Genomic DNA, 16,285 nt, shown 5'->3' on the forward strand with positions numbered 1-16,285 from the left:
GCCTGTTCCCGTTGCGGGCCACATCGCCTCGACGAGCGGCCCGTGCTGACCCTTCCTAGGGTCGACCCATGAGCACCAGCGTGGAGAGCCCCGGTTCCGCACGGACAGCGACCGCGCGAAGCAGCTTCCTGAAGCGGGTCCCGGAGGGATTCGCCGTCTTCTTCGGCACCCTGGGCCTCTTCTGCGCGATCCTCGCGATCATCGCCCCGCTGCGCCACCTGCTGCGCCCGGCGGTCCGCGTACTCGACGTGCTCACGGTCCCGGTGAGCCCGAACCTCGCTTACGCCGTCTTCCTCTTCCTCCTCGCCGCGGCGACCGCCGCCCGCAAGAAGGTCGCATGGTGGCTGGTCATCGTCTATCTGGGCCTGCTGCTCGCCTTCGACGTGCTCGGCGTCGCCCTGGGCTTCTTCTGGGACTCCATCCCCTCCCTCATCGTCTGCGCCATCGCCTTCGTCCTGCTCGTCCTCGCCCGCAAGGAGTTCTCCGCGGACTCCCGCCGCGGCGCCGTCCGGCGGGCCGTTCTCGTGCTCGTCGCGGGCCTCGCCGTGGCGATCCTGGTCGGCTGGGGCCTCGTCGCGCTCTTCCCGGGTACGTTGCCGAGAAGCGAAGCCCTGCCGTGGGCGGCGAACCGCGTCTGCGGCGGGCTCTTCACCGGCCACGACTACTTCGACGGCAGGCCTCCGCGCGCGCTGCACTTCTGGCTCGGCCTCTTCGGCGCCCTCGCCCTCCTGAACGCCGCCGCGACCCTCTTCCGCTCGCAGCGCATGGAAGCCGCCCTGCACGGTGACGAGGAGCCCCGCCTCCGTGCGCTGCTCGGCACGTACGGTGCCCAGGATTCGCTCGGCTACTTCGCAACGCGGCGTGACAAGGCCGTCGTCTTCTCGCCCAGTGGCAAGGCCGCCATCACCTACCGCGTCGAGGCGGGCGTCTGCCTGGCCAGCGGCGATCCCGTCGGCGACCGCGAGGCCTGGCCGCGCGCGATCGGAGCCTGGCTCGACGTGTCACGGCGGTACGCCTGGGCGCCCGCCGTGATGGGCGCGTCCGAGGAGGGCGCCACCGCGTACGCACGCTCCGGGCTCGGCGCGCTCCAGCTCGGCGACGAAGCGATCCTGCACGTCACGGACTTCGACCTGGACGGGCGCGACATGCGCGTCACGCGGCAGGCCGTGAACCGCGTACGCCGCACCGGTGCCACCACCCGCATCCGCCGCCACTCCACCCTCTCCGACGAGGAGATGGAGGAGATCATCGACAAGGCGGACGCCTGGCGGGACACCGAGACCGAGCGCGGCTTCTCCATGGCGCTCGACCGCCTCGGCGACCCCGAGGACGGCGACTGCCTCCTCGTCGAGGCCCTCGACGCCGAAGGCCGGCTCATCGCCCTGCTCTCCCTCGTCCCCTGGGGCAGGGAGGGTGTCTCCCTGGACCTGATGCGCCGCGACCGCGCGACCGCGCCCAACGGCGTCATGGAGTTCATGGTCGCCGAACTCTGCGCGGGCGCGGGCAGGTTCGGGGTGCGCCGCATCTCCCTCAACTTCGCCGTGTTCCGCTCGGTCTTCGAGGAGGGCGCCCGTATCGGAGCAGGCCCCATCCTGCGGCTCTGGCGCAAGCTGCTTCTCTTCTTCTCCAAGTGGTGGCAGCTCGAAGCGCTCTACCGCTCCAATGCCAAATACCACCCCGAGTGGTACCCCCGGTTCATCTGCTACGGCGACGCCGGAGCCCTCGCCCGCATCAGCCTGGCATCGGGCATCGCCGAGGGCTTCGTCTCTGTGCCCTCGCTCCGCAAGCTCCGGGGCAAGGGCAGGGGGCCCAAGGGCGTCACCAAGCCCACCAGCACGGAGGGCCTCCCGCCGATCTCCGCGCTCGGCCTCGCGGGCCAGGGCGACGCGGCCGGCGCCGACCCATTGGCCGCCCTCCCGGACCAGGTCCGCATCCGCCACCGCAAGCTCGACCGGCTGCGCGCCGACGGCGTCGACCCCTACCCCGTGGGCCTCCCGCCGCGCACCCACACCCTCGCCGAACTGACACCCGCCCTGACGGGGGATCAAGTCGCCGTCGCGGGACGCGTCATGCTCGTACGCGACTTCGGGGGAGTGGTCTTCGTCGTCCTGCGCGACTGGTCAGGCGACCGCCAACTCGCCCTGACCCGCGACCGGTCGGGCTCCGACGTCCTTGACCGCTTCACCTCCGGCACCGACATCGGCGACCACATCACCGCCACCGGCACGGTCGGCACCAGCGACAAAGGCGAGCTCACCGTCTTCGTCACCGACTGGCAGCTCACAGGGAAGTGCCTGCGCCCGCTCCCGGACAAGCACCGCGGTCTCGCCGACCCCGAGGCGAAGGTCCGCCGCCGCTATCTCGACCTGGTCGCGAGCCCCGACGCCCGCGAAGTCGTACGGGCCCGCTCCACCGCCGTACAGGCCCTGCGTCAGGGCCTCCTCGACCGCGGCTATCTCGAGGTCGAGACCCCGATGCTCCAGCAGATCCACGGCGGCGCCAACGCCCGTCCCTTCACCACGCACATCAACGCCTACGACCTCGATCTGTACCTGCGCATCGCGCCCGAGCTGTATCTGAAGCGGCTCTGCGTCGGCGGCATGGAGAAGGTCTTCGAGATGGGCCGCACCTTCCGCAACGAGGGAGTGAGCTACAAGCACAACCCCGAGTTCACGATGTTGGAGGCCTACCAGGCCTTCGCCGACTATGACGTGATGCTCGACCTCACCCGCGAACTCATCCAGGGCGCGGCCACCGCCGCCTTCGGCTCGCCGATCGCCCGCAAGGCCGACGAGAACGGCAGGCTCACCGAGCACGACATCTCAGGACCCTGGCCGGTCAAGACGGTCTACGGCGCGATCTCCGAGGCCCTCGGCGACGAGGTCGACGCGGACACCCCCCTGGCGGGGCTGCACCGGCTCTGCGACCGCGCCCATGTCCCGTACCAGAGCGACGACGGCCGCGGTGACGTCGTACTCGAGATGTACGAGCGCCTCGTCGAGGAGAAGACGAAGCTGCCCACCTTCTACAAGGACTTCCCGACCGATGTCTCCCCGCTGACCCGGCAGCACCGCTCCGACCCGCGCCTCGCCGAACGCTGGGACCTGGTCGCCTTCGGCACCGAACTCGGCACCGCGTACTCGGAGTTGACCGACCCCGTCGAGCAGCGCCGCCGCCTCACCGCGCAGTCGCTGCTCGCCGCGGGGGGAGACCCGGAGGCGATGGAGCTCGACGAGGACTTCCTCGACGCCCTGGAGTACGCCATGCCGCCCACCGGGGGGCTAGGCATCGGCGTCGACCGGCTCGTCATGTTCCTCACCGGCCTGACGATCCGGGAGACGCTGCCCTTCCCGCTCGTACGCCGCCGCTGAGCCCTGCCCCTCTTGCGGTTGCTGGTCTCATCGGGTGCTTTCGCGGCCCCCTGTGGTGTTGCTGATCCGCGTGGGCCTTCCGCCATGCGACGGATTAGTCATGAAAAAGGATCAAATGACTCCAGGGCGTCGCGCACTCCTGCGCGGCGCCGCTGTCTTCTCCCTGGCCGCGACCACCGGATGCGTGGGCACAGAGCGGCCGGGCACGCCAGGACCCACGGCTCCCAGCGGTGCGGCTCCCTCCGGTGCGGCTGCCGCGGGCCCACCGGCCGCCCGCGCCCTCAAGCCCTCCGCGTACCGCCTCCAGCCCATGGCGGGCTACGGCCCGCCCCATGCCGCGCGCGCCCTGCCCCACGTACGCAAGAAGCCGATCCTGCGCATGGACGGTAAGGGCCGCACCATGGTGCTGACCTTCGACGACGGGCCCGACCCCCGCTACACGCCGGGCATTCTGCGCACCCTGCGCCGGTACGACGTCCGCGCGATGTTCTTCGTCTGCGGCGAGATGGCCGTCGACAACAAGGACCTGCTGCGCGAGATGGCCGACGACGGGCATCTGATCGGCAATCACACCTGGACGCATCCGCTGCTTCCGAAGATGAGCCGGAGCGCGATGCGCGAGGAGATCGAGCGCACCTGCGAGGTCGTCGAGGATGCCGTCGGCGAACCCCCCGCCTGGTTCCGCGCCCCCTACGGCGCCTGGAACCGCAACGCCTTCCAGCTCGGTGCCGCCCTGGGCATGGAGCCGCTCGCCTGGACCGTGGACACACTGGACTGGACCGAACCGGGCACCAGGACGATCGTCCGGCGCGTACGCGCGGGCGCGGCCCCTGGAGTCGTGGTGCTCTCGCACGACGCGGGCGGCAACCGCTCCCAGAGCGTCGAGGCGCTGCGGACGTATCTCCCGGAGCTCATCGATTCGGGCTATCGCATCACCGTGCCGAGCCGTTACGCGACGTAGTTCGGGGCCTTCGCCCGCCCGGTGAGGTGCTGCTGAAGTCCTGCGCGCCGGCGAAATGCAGTCAGCGCACATCCACCAGGCGGGCGAAAACGACGACGTTCCCGTCGTATCCGGACTGCTTGGAGAATCCACCGCCACAGGTGATGACGCGGAGTTCCGGACCCCCCTTGTCGCTGTAGACGCGGCTGCCCGGGAAATTGTTCTTCTCGAAGACTTCGATTCCGTAGATCTCGAACACCGCGGTCTTATGGTCCCTGCGCAGGACCTCGACGCGGTTTCCCTTCTTCAGTGAACCCAGGCCGTAGAAGACGGCGGGCCCCTGCTGATTGTCCACATGGCCGACGATCACGGACGTGCCCTTCTCACCCGGCGACACGCCTCCGGTGAACCAGCCGGCCAGATTCGGGTCCTGCGGGGGCGGCGCGTCCACCCAGCCGTCAGCGTCGAGCCCGACCGCCATGACCGGCGCGTCCACCCGGATTCCCTTGATGCCGACCCGGTCGGCGGGCGAGAACGTCAGCGGCGTGACGCCCCGCCCCGCCCCGTCGGGCGCGCGGTCCGCCGCGGCGGCCGACGCCGGCTGTGGCGGGCCCACGTCGAATTCCCCTGAGCCATTTCGGATCAGCGCGAGGCCGGTCAGCAGAACAAGCGCCATCACGCCCCAGGGCGCGCGCTTCTTCTGCCTTTCCTCTTCATCGGCCGGCTGGGACGAAGGCATTCTCTGATCCCCTCTCAACGCGGTGTTCGAACCGCGTCCGTTGCGCTTACGAGAACGCTAAGCGCGGCGCGCGCGGCGGGCGACAGAGCGGGAGCGAACGGGTGGCGGCCATATCGGGCGTGAGCCATCCGAGTTGCCCTGGGCAGGAATCTTCTGACGGTCCGTGACCTGCGGCAATATCCGCTAATACGTTCGCGCTTCGGCGTGTCGCCTCACCGGTACGGCCGATCGCCGAAATGCGGGTCTGTGCACGGCATCTGAGGGTCTGTCTGGGAGGCGCTCTCGCCGATCGACCGGGGACGGTTACCCCGGGGCGTCTTCCGCGGAGGATTCACATGCGTACTTCTCGTATGCGCACCACTCGCGCCCTCGCGGTCACCATGACCGCGGGTGCCGTCCTGGGCCTCGCCGCCCCGACGGCATCGGCCTGGGCCGACCCGTCCAACATTGTCGCCATGCCGAGCGTGATTCCCAGAGGGGGACAGCTGACGGTCACGGTCGATGGCAGCTCCTGCCACGCCACGGGCAGCAAGGTCACGTCGGATGCCTTCCCCGACACCCCCCTGAAGACCATGGGCGGCGGTACGGCCAGCGCGAACCCCATCGTTCATCAGCACGCCAGCCCCGGCGCCCACAGCATCACCGTCCACTGCGGCGGCAAGACGCTCAACAAGCCCGACGCCTTCACCGTCATCCACGGCGGTGTCCGCGGTGGTCTCGGCGGCAGCTCGAGCGCCGGGGCGACCAGTACCGACATGGCGATCGGTGGGGCCCTTGTGGCGGCCGCCGTGGTCGGTGGCGGGGTGTTCTGGATGCGCCGCCGCTCGGAGAACGCCGCCGGGCGCGGCGCCTGACCGTACGTCCGATATCGCAGGTTCCGCCTCCCTGACCGGCGCGTCCCCCCTTCCGCGCCGGTCGGGACGGGCGGCGGTCATTGACCGCATTGACCGCATGACGCCGCTCGGCCGCCGCTGTGCTCAGCGGGCGACCGGGCGGCGGTGGTGCGTACGGCGCCGTGCCGTGGGCGGGTCAGGAGTTGTTGCCGTCCCCGGTGCGGCGGCGCGTCCAATAGTACGCGGTGCCGATCGTGCCCAGGATCAGGGCGCCGCCGAGAGCGATCTCCTGCACGTCGAGCCCGCCGAAACTGCCGCCGACGCCGGCTCTGACGCCCCGGTGCACGGGTTCGGTGGGGTGCGAGGTGGGGCGTCCCGTGGCGATGGTGAGATCCGTGGTCCCCGACTCGCCCTTGCACTCGAAGGTCACTTCGTACATCGCGCCGGGTTTGGCGTCGGGGAAGACCATCGCGGTGACCGATTGCTGGCCCTTGGGGATATGGGCGTCGTCGAAGACGCCCGAGGTGACGTTCGTGTCGCCCTCGCAGCCGTCCACGCTGAGCGTGACCTGGCCGCCCGCGGCGATCGTCGACGGCGTGACGCGGAAGCCGAACGAGGTGATGTTGTTGTTCGTCCCGGGGTCGTCCGCGACGGTCGCGGAAGCGGCGGGGGCGGTGACGGCCAGGGCGGTGGCGGCGAGCAGAGCGGCCGAGGCGACGCGTATCGCGCGCATGATGATTCCTCCGGGTCTCCGAGGAGCAGCCGCGGACCTTCTTCCGCTTGCACCTGAAATGCACCTCGATGCCCGGAACGCTAAACAGGGAGCAGCGCGGCCGCGATCGCTGTCGTGCGAACGGGGCAACGGTGTGGGCCGGACAGGGGAACCGGACGGGGTGTCCGGGCTCTGTGACGGGGATTCAGGGGGTGAGACGTGTAATGACACCCCCGCCCCCTCCGGAGGGAGGGGCTCAGGAGTCGGCCGCCCACATGTGCGGCCCGCCGCCGCGCCACTCCACGAGGTGCGGGTCGTCGAGTGCCATGTCGGCGTCGCCGAGACCCGCGCGGCGCAGGAACTCCGCCAGATCGCGGTCGTCCCGCGCGACGCCGACGGCTTCCCCGCGCACGGTGACCCGCCGTCCGCCGTCGGGGGCGGGCGGATGGACGATGATGGGTGTCTGCCAGGCCATGCCCCTAGAGTGCGCCGCGCGGGGCCGCAGCGCAGCCCGGTTTACGAACCCGCGTGCGAGCTGACGCCGGGGAGCCAGGGTACCCACTACGCCGATACCCCTCCCGACCCCTCCCACAGGCGCCGGTGCGTACATGTGAACCGTCCTTCCGAGCGCGGGTCAGGCCCTCCGTCGAAGGTGGCCGCGCCATAGGCTGGGCGTGATGATTGAGACCGTCGTTTTCGACGTGGGGGAGACCCTCACCAAAGATGACCGCTACTGGGCGGCCTGGGCCGATTGGCTCGGCGTGCCCCGTCACACCGTCTCCGCGCTCGTGGGAGGTGTCGTCACGCGGGGCCGGGACAACACCGAAGCACTCCGGCTGCTCAGCCCGGACATAGATGTCGCGGCCGCTTATCACGCCCGCGAAGTCGCGGGCCGCGGCGAGCACTTGGGCGAGGCGGATCTGTACCCCGATGTGCGTCCCGCTCTCGGCGGGCTGCGCAAGCAGGGCGTACGCGTCATCATCGCGGGGAACCAGACCGCGCGCGTGGGCGAGCTGCTGCGTGACCTGGATCTGCCCGCCGATCTCGTCGTCACCTCGGGTGAGTGGGGTGTGGCGAAGCCCGATCCGTCGTTCTTCGCCAGGGTGCTTGAGGTGGCGCAGTCCGCGCCCGAGCGGACGCTGTACGTCGGTGATCACCCCGCGAACGACATCTATCCGGCGAAGGCGGCCGGATTGCGGGCGGCGCACATCCGGCGCGGGCCCTGGGGGCACTGGTGGGCAGACGACCCGACCGTCGTCGAGGCCGCGGACTGGCGGATCGACTCCCTCACGCAGGTCGCGCCGCTCATCGCCGGGTGAGCGGCGCGCACCGGTACGGCCCCACCCGCCCCCGCGGGCGGGGCCGCCCTTCCTCATCCCCCGAGGTGGTCGAAGAGCGCGCGGAACGGTTCCGGAGTGGCCGCGACGCCGCGGCTGTACGGGGCGTCGAAGTCCCAGATGAGGAAGAGCAGGAAGGCGATCAAGGCCGAGAAAAGACCCGCCAGGATGAGTTCGCGCGGGGTGCGGCGGATCTGTAGCGCGAAGATCATGCCGACGGTGACGAGGCCGCCGGTGATCAGGCCGAACCAGACGACACCCGGCATGGTGGCCCCCGCGCTGTCGCCACGGGAGCTGCGCGCGTCCGCGGCGGCCGCGACCGCGTCGACGAGCGGCTGATAGGCCTGGGCCTCGAAGTCCGACTTGGGCTGATAGTCGGTGACGTCGTGGCGTACGCGGGTGAGGAGCCGGGCGCCGCTGTCGGTGAGTTCGCCGCGGGCGGCCATGGAGTCCCACTCGGTGGTGACGACATGGCTGACGTACGCGTGGACGTCCGAGCGGATGCGCTCGCGGACGTCGGGCGGGTAGACCCGTGCCCGTTCGGAGACCTCGTGCAGAGCCTGGGCCTCGGCGTGGACATGGTCCTGGGCGACGCTGCGTGCCTCCCAGACGCCGGCGATGGCCAGGCCGAGGACGATCGCGTACACCACGCCGATCATCATCGTCATGTACTCGATGACGTCCGGGGTCTCCGAAGCGTCGTAGTCCGGAGTGGTCCTGCGGTGCCGCAGGAAGGTGACGACGAGGACGACACCGCACGCGGCCGCCATCGCGAGGGTGAGAACAAGCCATTCCGACATGGGGAACCTCCGACGGTCAGCGCGGCCGCAGCGCGGCGACGGCAAGCACCGCGGGCGCGGTGATGAGCAGGGTGAGTGAGACCAGGGACGGGCCGCTGGGGGGCGGAGACTTGCGCGGTGCGGTGCGGTACGAGGGGTAACTCACCGGGGTCGGGGTCGGCTTGGGGCGGGCGGTCGGGGAAGGCTTCGGGGTCGGGGTCGGGGTCGGGGTCGGGGCCGGGGGCGGTGCGGGCACGGGAGGGGCCGGGCGCACGGGCGGCGGAGGCGGCGGAGGCGCGGGAGGCGGCGGCGCCGGGGGCTCCGCGCGCGGCGGGGGAGCGGGAGCGGGCGGTGGAGGCGGTGGCGGGGGAGGAGGCGGCTTCGGGCGGGGCGTGGGGCCAGCTCTGCAGACCACCCCGTCGCCCGCGACAGCCACCGCGTCGCCGCCAGGAGCGTCGCCGTCCTGAGTGATCGAGGCATAGGCGCAGTTGTCCGCGGGCGCGGCGGTCGAGCTCACCGCGGCAGCCGCCGGCGTGCCGAAGAGCCAGGCCAGCACCAGAAGCGTAAGTAAGCGTGTGACCAGGCCGGATGAGGCCCGTGTTGATCTCTGCACGACAGAGATCATGGGCAGCATGTCGCCCTGCCACGCCGTCGCGGCCCTCCTTTGACCCGAAGGGAGGAGACGGGGAGGCGTGAGCTTGACGGACAAAGAATCTTGAACGCCGGTTGAACGCACCAGCTGTTCCCACCCGTACCTAGGGCCATGCGAGCCGCACCCGGCGGCACGACACCCAAACGGACAGCGGGAGTCAGAAATGAAGACCTGGCGGAGCGCCTCACTCGTAGCGACAGCTGCGGCCATGCTGGCGCTGACGACGGCGTGCGGTCAGGAAAAGGGGGACCAGTCGCCGAACGGACAGAACGTGGGCAACCAGGCCCCTGCCAAGGCGGACGGATACGGCGCGGGAAGTGACGGTTACGGAGCCGACACGGGCGACGGGAAGGACAAGGGCTCGGGGGCGGAAGCGAAAGCCGCCGGTCAGCTCGCTGTCTGGGACAGCAAGAAGCTCGGCCAGGTCGTCACCGACAGCGAGGGCTTCACGCTCTACCGCTTCGACAAGGACACCGCCCAGCCGCCCAAGTCGAACTGCGAAGGCGCCTGCGCCACGACCTGGCCCGTAGCGTCCGCCGAGGGCGCCGTGGCCGCACCCGGCGTGGACAAGTCCCTGCTCGGCGAGGTCGCCAGGGCCGACGGCACCAAGCAGCTCACCATCGACGGCTGGCCCATGTACCGCTACGCCATGGACAAGAAGGCGGGCGACGCCAAGGGCCAGGGTGTGGGCGGCACTTGGTACGCCGCTGCCCCTGACGGAAAGAAGGCATCGCCCGCCGCGGAGCCCGTCCCGGCCGAGACCGCCCCCGCGGACCCGGCCGGGCTCTCCACCCGCAAGGACCCCAAACTCGGCGAGATCGTCGTCGACAAGAACGGCATGACCGTCTACCGCTTCACGAAGGACTCCGCCTGGCCCATCAAGTCCAACTGCGTGGGTGCTTGCGCGGAGAAGTGGCCGGCCGTCGCTCCGGTCGACAAGGCGGACACCCAGGGAATCCAGAAGAAGGGATTCATGACCTACAACAGGCCGGACGGCGGCAAGCAGCAGACCATCGACTGCTGGCCGATGTACACGTTCTCCGGTGACAAGAAGCCCGGTGACACCAACGGCCAAGGCGTGGGCGGTACTTGGTACGCCGCCGGACCGAACGGAAAGCCGGTCGGCGCGCCGAAGTAGAACCACCGAAGCCGAAGCCGAAGCCGAAGCGGAGGCCTAAGCCGAGTTCCGTAGAAGAAGTCCGGCCAAGAAGGGAGCCTCACAAGAAATACCGCGCGTACGGTCGACCGGTTCGTTCCTTCCCCTCCACGGGGGAGGAACGGACCGGTTCTTTGGGCTGATATTCGGCACTTGCCACAGGCAGTGACCGAGAACGGACGGCCAATTTCCGTTTTGACTCGCTCCCTTGGCGGACGATCAGTAGCCTCACTTCGAACACCGGCTCGCCTCGCCTACGTCTTGGAGTCCTGATGGAGCGTCCCGCCTGGGCCCCGCTGGGCATCGACATCACGATGCCCAGCGTGTCCCGCATCTACGACTATTACCTGGGCGGTTCGCACAACTTCGAGGTCGACCGGGACGCAGCCCGCCGGGCCATGGAGTTCATGCCGGGGCTGCCCAAGATCATGCAGGCGAATCGTGCCTTCATGCGCCGAGCGGTGCGTTTCGCCGTGGACCAGGGCATCACCCAGTTCCTGGACATCGGCTCGGGCATCCCCACCTTCGGCAACGTCCACGAGGTCGCGCAGCAGGCGAGCCCCGACGCCCGCGTGGTGTACGTCGATCACGACCCGGTGGCCGTCGAGCACAGCCGGGCCGTGCTCGACGGCGACGGAAGGTCCGCTGTCATCGCCGCGGATCTGCGCAAGCCACGGGACATTCTGGGCAGTTCGGAGGTCAGGGGACTCCTCGACCTGGACAGGCCGGTTGCCCTTCTCTTGGTCGCCGTCCTGCATTTCGTGGAGGACGCGTACGATCCCTACACAGCGGTCGCCGAACTGCGGGACGCAACCGCGCCCGGCAGCATGGTCGCCCTCACTCACGCCTCGTACGAAGGGATCCCGATCCCCGCCGAGCAGGCCGGTCAGACTGTCGGCGTCTACAAGGACATCCGCAATCCACTGATCATGCGCTCGCGCGACGAGATCGCGCGGTTCTTCGAGGGATACGACATGGTGGAACCCGGCCTCGTGCCGATGCCCCGCTGGCGGCCCGACACCGCGCCCGAGGAGGAGGATCCGTATGCCTTCTCCGGGTTCGCCGGCGTAGGGCGCAGGGCATGAGCGGGGAAGCGGACGGGCCCGAGGGCAGAGTGCGCAGGTTCGCGACCATCTGGAGCCGCGCCATCTTCCCGGTGACGGCGACGTCGCTGACCCGTCCCGAGTTCGAGCTGCAACTGGTGCCGCTGGCGAGGAGGTTGCGTGCCGCGCTGCACGAGCGGATCTTCGAGGCGGCCGAGGGGCAGGCGATCGGCGCCGCGCTCGTCGGTACGCACTGCACCGACCCGGAGGCGCTGAGCCGCACCCTCGACTGCGTGGACGCCTACCTGGTCCTCTACTGCGGCGAGGACGGCCCCCAGGAGGAGTTGCGGGCCCGGTCCGCGCGCTTGCAGCACGCGGTGGCCGCGGGCTTCGCCGCCGCCCTGCGGGAGCGCACCCTCAGCGAGCAGGAGGCGATATCCCGGGCCGCCCTGAACGCCCGCAGCGCGGTGGCCGAGGCCCTGCACGCGAGCGAGGCACGCTTCCGCGCCGTCTTCCACGGCGCCGCGATCGGCATCGGCATCGCCGACCTCACGGGCACGGTCCTGGAGGTGAACGACGCGCTGATCCACATGTTCGGCGGCCTGGAGAACCACCTGCGCGGACGCAACGTGGGGGAGTGGACGCACCCCGACGACTCCCCGCACGTATGGAGGCTCTACGAAGAGCTGGTGCGCGGAGAGCGCGAGCACTACCGCGTGGAGAAGGCCTTCTACCGGCCCGACGGCACGGTCCTGTGGACCAATCTGACCGTCTCGCTGCTGCGTGACGCCGATGGAGTGCCGCAGTACCAACTGGCGTTGATGGAGGACACCACCGAGCGCAGGCTGCTCAATCTGCGCCTGCGCTACGAAGCCACGCACGACGCGCTCACCGGCCTGCCCAACAGGACGCTGTTCTTCGAGCGCCTGGAGAAGGCCCTCGCGGCGGGCGAAGGCGCTCGGTTCGGGCTCTGCTATCTCGACCTCGACGGCTTCAAGACCGTCAACGACAGCCTCGGGCACGCGGCGGGCGACCGGCTCCTCGTCGAGGTCGCCGACCGGCTCCAGTCGTGTGCCACCGCGCCCGGCGAGATGGTCGCGAGGCTCGGCGGCGACGAGTTCGTCGCGCTGACCACGGGCCGCGACACCGAGGCCGAGGTGGACGACCTCGCGGGGCGCATCATGCACGCGCTCTCCACGCCGATCCGCGTCGAAGGCCGTGAACTGACCGTGCGCGGCAGCATCGGCATAGTCGAGGGCCCGGCAGGGGAGCGCAACGCGGCGGAAGTGCTGCGCAGCGCCGACATCACGATGTACCGCGCCAAGTCGGCGGGCGGCAACCGCTTCGAGCTCGCCGACGCCGAGGCCGACGCCCGCGCCATCACCCGGCACGGCCTCACCACCGCGCTGCCCGCCGCTCTGGAGCGTGGCGAGTTCTTCATCGAGTACCAGCCCCTGGTCCACCTCGGCGACGGCAGTGTGCGCGGCGCGGAGGCGCTGGTGCGGTGGCTGCACCCGCAGCACGGGGTCATCGGTCCTGACCGGTTCATCCCGCTCGCCGAGAACACCGGTCTGATCGTGCCGCTCGGGCGCTGGGTCCTGGAGGAATCGGTCCGCCAGGCCCGCACCTGGGAGGCGCGGCACAAGGACGCGGGGCCGCTGCGCGTGAACGTGAATCTCTCGCCCATGCAGCTGACCCACCCCGGTCTGGTCTCGGACACGGTGGAGATCCTGGAGCGCGCCGGGCTCGAACCGGGCGCGCTGTGCCTGGAAGTGACCGAGTCCGCGCTGATCGGCGCCGACGACGACCTGCTCAAGCCGCTGCGGCGGCTCGCCGAGATGGGCGTGGACATCGCGCTCGACGACTTCGGCACGGGCTACTCGAACCTCGCCAATCTGCGCCGCCTGCCGGTGAGCATCCTCAAGCTGGACCGCTCCTTCACGCAGGGGATGCAGCACTTCCCGGCCGACCCCGTCGACCTGAAGATCGTCGAGGGCATCGTCGCGCTCGCCCACAGCCTGGACCTCACGGTGACGGTCGAGGGCGTCGAGACGGGCGCGCAGGCGGAGCAGCTGCGAGAGTTGGGCTGCGACACGGCGCAGGGCTGGTACTACGCACGGCCAGGACCGCCGGACCAGCTGCACGAGCTCGCGCTCGCTGACGCGACGACCTGAGGAGTACGCGCGTGTCCTTCGGAGCGATCCAGTGGGTGTACGCCTTCGTGGACCGGCCCAAGGACCGGTTCGGGCAGGCCCATGCCTTCTGGGCGGCGGTCACCGGAACGCGGCTCTCCGCGTTCCGGGGCGAGGACGGCCAGTTCGTGACGCTGTCGCCGGACGAGCCGGACGAGGGCGCCGACGCCTGCCTGAAGGCGCAGGCGGTCGAAGGACCCGGCGGCGCGCATCTCGACTTCGCCGTGGAGGACGTGGCGGCCAAGGCGCGCGAGGCTCGGGCGCTCGGCGCCACCGCCGTCTTCGCGGAGGACGGCCTTGAAGTCCTGCGCTCTCCCGGGAGTCAGTTGTTCTGCGTGGTCAGGTGGGAGGGTGAGCGGGTCCGCCCCGGTCCTGTCGTCGCGCAGGACGGGACGACGAGCCGCCTCGACCAGGTGTGCCTCGATGTGCCGCCTGGCGTGTGGGAGGCGGAGAAGACGTTCTGGGCCGCCTTCACGGGCTGGTCGTCGTGCGCGGGCTCGCGGCCGGAGTTCCACCTGGTCGAGCCGACCCCGAAGCTGCCGATCCGGATCCTGCTGCAGCGCCTGGACTCGGACGGGCCCGCCGGGGCGCACCTGGACTTCTCCTGCTCCGACCTCGACGCGGACCGCGTCCGGCACGAGGGCCACGGGGCCGAGGCAGTGTGGCGAGGCCCGCACTGGATCGTGATGCGGGACCCTGCGGGCGGAACGTACTGCCTGACGATCAGGGATCCCGAGACCGGCGGTCTGCCCTCCGCCCGTTAGGTACCTGCGGCCCGGTGGGGGCTGGTCGCGCAGTTCCCCGCGCCCCTAGGGGCGCTCAGCCCCCACCGGCCCGCAGACGCACGGCTACCGCTCCAACAGCATCCGCTGCAGCTCCCGCGCAGCCCGCGGCGGAGCCACATCGCTGCGGTGCGCCAGCGCGATGGTGCGGTGCAGGGTAGGGCGGGCCAGCGGCGTCATCCGCAGGCCGCGTCCGGCGCGCTCGGCCACCATGCGGGGCACGACCGCCACCCCGAGCCCCGCCTGCACGAAGCCGAGGACCGCGTCCATCTCGCCGCCCTCGACCGCGAACTCCGGCTCGAACCCTTCGGCCCGGCAGGCGGCGACCGTCAGCTCCCGCAGGTCGTAGCCGTGCCGGAACATCACGAGGCGCTCCCGCTGGAGATCGGCGACCCGGACGGTTCTGCCGCCGAGTCTGGGCGCGTCCGGCGACGACACCACGACCAGGTCCTCGCGCAGCAGCTCAACGGTTGTCAGGGCGGGGGACGGCGACGGCAGCGGAAGCACGACGACGGCCAGGTCCAGGGCGCCGCGCGCCAGTTCCCGTACGAGATCGTGGGAGCCGCCCTCCTCCAGGAGGAGCTGGATGCCGGGGTGCCGGTCGTGGAAGGCGCGGAGCACCTCGGGCAGCAGGCCCGTGCAGACGCTGGGCGTGGCACCGAGCCGGATCCTGCCGCGGCGCAGCTGGGCCAGCTCCTGGACCTCGATGCGTGCGGTGTCGGCGTCCGCGAGGATCCGGCGGGCGAGCGGAAGCAGCGCCTCGCCCGCGTCGGTCAGCGTGATGTTGCCGCGGGCCCTGCTGAACAGCTCGGCGCCGAGCTCCTTCTCCAGGGCGCGGACCTGCTGGGACAGGGAGGGCTGCGAGACGTGCACCTGCTCAGCGGCGTGCGTGAAGTGCCTGGTCTCGGCCACCGCGACGAAGTAAAGAAGCTGTTGGAACTGCATACACGGCAGCGTACGGCCGATGATAGTCACTCGCTATCGAGATGAGCTGATCCATCTCTTGGACCGATCGGGACCTTCGGCCTTAGCGTCGCTCCCATGGCTCTGGCAACGCGGACGGACCGACGGCCGTCGATGACGCGCACGATCTGGGACTCGTCCGTCGGCAAGAAGACAGTGATGGCGGTGAGCGGCCTGATCATGCTGCTCTATCTGGTCGTCCACATGATCGGGAACCTGAAGATCTTCTTCGGGGCGGGGGAGTTCAACCACTACGCCCACTGGCTGCGCACGGTCGGCGAGCCGTTCATGCACTACGAGTGGACGCTCTGGCTGATCCGCGTCGTGCTCGTCGCCGCCGTGGTCGCGCACGCCACGTCCGCGTACCAGCTGAGCCGTCGCGACATCAAGGCGCGCCCCACCAAGTACGTCCACAAGAAGGCGGGTTCGAGCTTCGCCACGCGCACGATGCGCTGGGGCGGGATCATCCTCGGCCTGTTCATCGTCTGGCACGTCCTCGACCTGACGACCGGCACCGTGCATCCGGGCGGCTATCAGCACCTGCACCCGTACCAGAACATCATCGACACGTTCTCCACGTGGTACGGCAACGTCATCTACATCGTCGCGATGCTCGCCCTCGGCTTCCATGTCCGCCATGGGCTCTGGAGCGCCGCGCAGACCCTCGGCGCGGGCAAGGCGACCCGCGACCGCGCCCTCAAGATCATCGCCAATGGCCTCGCGCTGGTACTGACGGTGGGCTTCATCGCCGTACCCGTGGCCGTCATGACCGGAGTGGTGAGCTAG

At 70.3% G+C, this 16,285-nt stretch carries 15 protein-coding genes; 9 read left to right on the forward strand and 6 right to left on the reverse strand.

All coding sequences use genetic code 11. The annotated features are described in order from the left end of the window. Positions 1 to 68 precede the first annotated feature (68 nt). Both lysX and ACGFSB_RS31795 read left to right on the forward strand, forming a co-directional pair. Entirely contained in the window at positions 69 to 3,371 is a 3,303-nt protein-coding gene (gene lysX, locus ACGFSB_RS31790; protein ID WP_393406384.1) for a bifunctional lysylphosphatidylglycerol synthetase/lysine--tRNA ligase LysX, read from the forward strand. A gap of 100 nt (positions 3,372 to 3,471) precedes the next feature. After that, the gene (locus tag ACGFSB_RS31795; RefSeq protein WP_393406387.1) at positions 3,472 to 4,332 is read left to right on the forward strand and encodes a polysaccharide deacetylase family protein; all 861 of its coding nucleotides are present in this window, start codon (positions 3,472 to 3,474) and stop codon (positions 4,330 to 4,332) included. Positions 4,333 to 4,393: 61 nt separating this feature from the next. Here the strand turns inward: ACGFSB_RS31795 and ACGFSB_RS31800 are convergent, their stop codons facing one another. Beyond that, complete coding sequence (locus tag ACGFSB_RS31800) at positions 4,394 to 5,050, reverse strand: class F sortase (protein WP_393406389.1); 657 nt, start codon at positions 5,048 to 5,050, stop codon at positions 4,394 to 4,396. Positions 5,051 to 5,400: 350 nt separating this feature from the next. Between ACGFSB_RS31800 and ACGFSB_RS31805 the strand changes: the two genes are divergently transcribed. Continuing rightward, positions 5,401 to 5,904, forward strand: a complete 504-nt coding sequence (locus ACGFSB_RS31805) for a hypothetical protein (RefSeq protein WP_393406599.1) — start codon at positions 5,401 to 5,403, stop codon at positions 5,902 to 5,904. 175 nt (positions 5,905 to 6,079) lie between these two features. Here the strand turns inward: ACGFSB_RS31805 and ACGFSB_RS31810 are convergent, their stop codons facing one another. Next, on the reverse strand, positions 6,080 to 6,616 hold the full coding sequence (locus tag ACGFSB_RS31810; RefSeq protein ID WP_393406392.1) for a hypothetical protein: 537 nt from the start codon (positions 6,614 to 6,616) through the stop codon (positions 6,080 to 6,082). Positions 6,617 to 6,851: 235 nt separating this feature from the next. Beyond that, positions 6,852 to 7,070: a hypothetical protein gene (locus tag ACGFSB_RS31815; RefSeq protein WP_393406394.1), complete on the reverse strand. Its 219-nt coding sequence runs from the start codon at positions 7,068 to 7,070 to the stop codon at positions 6,852 to 6,854. Positions 7,071 to 7,272: 202 nt separating this feature from the next. On the opposite strand from ACGFSB_RS31815, the gene ACGFSB_RS31820 reads away from it, so the two are divergent. Beyond that, positions 7,273 to 7,914 (forward strand): HAD family hydrolase, encoded by a 642-nt coding sequence (locus ACGFSB_RS31820; protein WP_393406397.1) that lies wholly within the window; start codon positions 7,273 to 7,275, stop codon positions 7,912 to 7,914. 53 nt (positions 7,915 to 7,967) lie between these two features. Here the strand turns inward: ACGFSB_RS31820 and ACGFSB_RS31825 are convergent, their stop codons facing one another. Both ACGFSB_RS31825 and ACGFSB_RS31830 read right to left on the reverse strand, forming a co-directional pair. Continuing rightward, positions 7,968 to 8,732: a hypothetical protein gene (locus tag ACGFSB_RS31825; protein WP_393406399.1), complete on the reverse strand. Its 765-nt coding sequence runs from the start codon at positions 8,730 to 8,732 to the stop codon at positions 7,968 to 7,970. 16 nt (positions 8,733 to 8,748) lie between these two features. Next, on the reverse strand, positions 8,749 to 8,877 hold the full coding sequence (locus tag ACGFSB_RS31830) for a hypothetical protein (protein WP_393406402.1): 129 nt from the start codon (positions 8,875 to 8,877) through the stop codon (positions 8,749 to 8,751). Positions 8,878 to 9,526: 649 nt separating this feature from the next. Between ACGFSB_RS31830 and ACGFSB_RS31835 the strand changes: the two genes are divergently transcribed. The 4 genes from ACGFSB_RS31835 to ACGFSB_RS31850 all read left to right on the forward strand — a co-directional run bounded on the left by ACGFSB_RS31835 (position 9,527) and on the right by ACGFSB_RS31850 (position 14,518). Beyond that, positions 9,527 to 10,501: an SCO0930 family lipoprotein gene (locus ACGFSB_RS31835; protein WP_393406405.1), complete on the forward strand. Its 975-nt coding sequence runs from the start codon at positions 9,527 to 9,529 to the stop codon at positions 10,499 to 10,501. 290 nt (positions 10,502 to 10,791) lie between these two features. Continuing rightward, positions 10,792 to 11,604 (forward strand): SAM-dependent methyltransferase, encoded by an 813-nt coding sequence (locus ACGFSB_RS31840; RefSeq protein WP_393406407.1) that lies wholly within the window; start codon positions 10,792 to 10,794, stop codon positions 11,602 to 11,604. Beyond that, a complete protein-coding gene (locus ACGFSB_RS31845; protein WP_393406409.1) occupies positions 11,601 to 13,736 on the forward strand; it encodes a putative bifunctional diguanylate cyclase/phosphodiesterase in 2,136 nt (711 codons plus the stop codon). The genes ACGFSB_RS31840 and ACGFSB_RS31845 overlap by 4 nt, the downstream gene beginning before the upstream one ends. An 11-nt stretch (positions 13,737 to 13,747) precedes the next feature. Next, entirely contained in the window at positions 13,748 to 14,518 is a 771-nt protein-coding gene (locus tag ACGFSB_RS31850; protein ID WP_393406412.1) for a VOC family protein, read from the forward strand. 84 nt (positions 14,519 to 14,602) lie between these two features. On the opposite strand, the gene ACGFSB_RS31855 is transcribed toward ACGFSB_RS31850, so the two are convergent. After that, positions 14,603 to 15,481 carry a LysR family transcriptional regulator gene (locus ACGFSB_RS31855; protein WP_393406415.1) on the reverse strand — a complete coding sequence of 293 codons (879 nt, stop codon included), beginning with the start codon at positions 15,479 to 15,481 and terminating at the stop codon, positions 14,603 to 14,605. Positions 15,482 to 15,613: 132 nt separating this feature from the next. On the opposite strand from ACGFSB_RS31855, the gene ACGFSB_RS31860 reads away from it, so the two are divergent. Further along, the gene (locus tag ACGFSB_RS31860; RefSeq protein ID WP_393406602.1) at positions 15,614 to 16,285 is read left to right on the forward strand and encodes a succinate dehydrogenase; all 672 of its coding nucleotides are present in this window, start codon (positions 15,614 to 15,616) and stop codon (positions 16,283 to 16,285) included.

The sequence above is a fragment of the Streptomyces sp. NPDC048441 genome, from assembly GCF_043200235.1.
GTDB lineage: Bacteria > Actinomycetota > Actinomycetes > Streptomycetales > Streptomycetaceae > Streptomyces.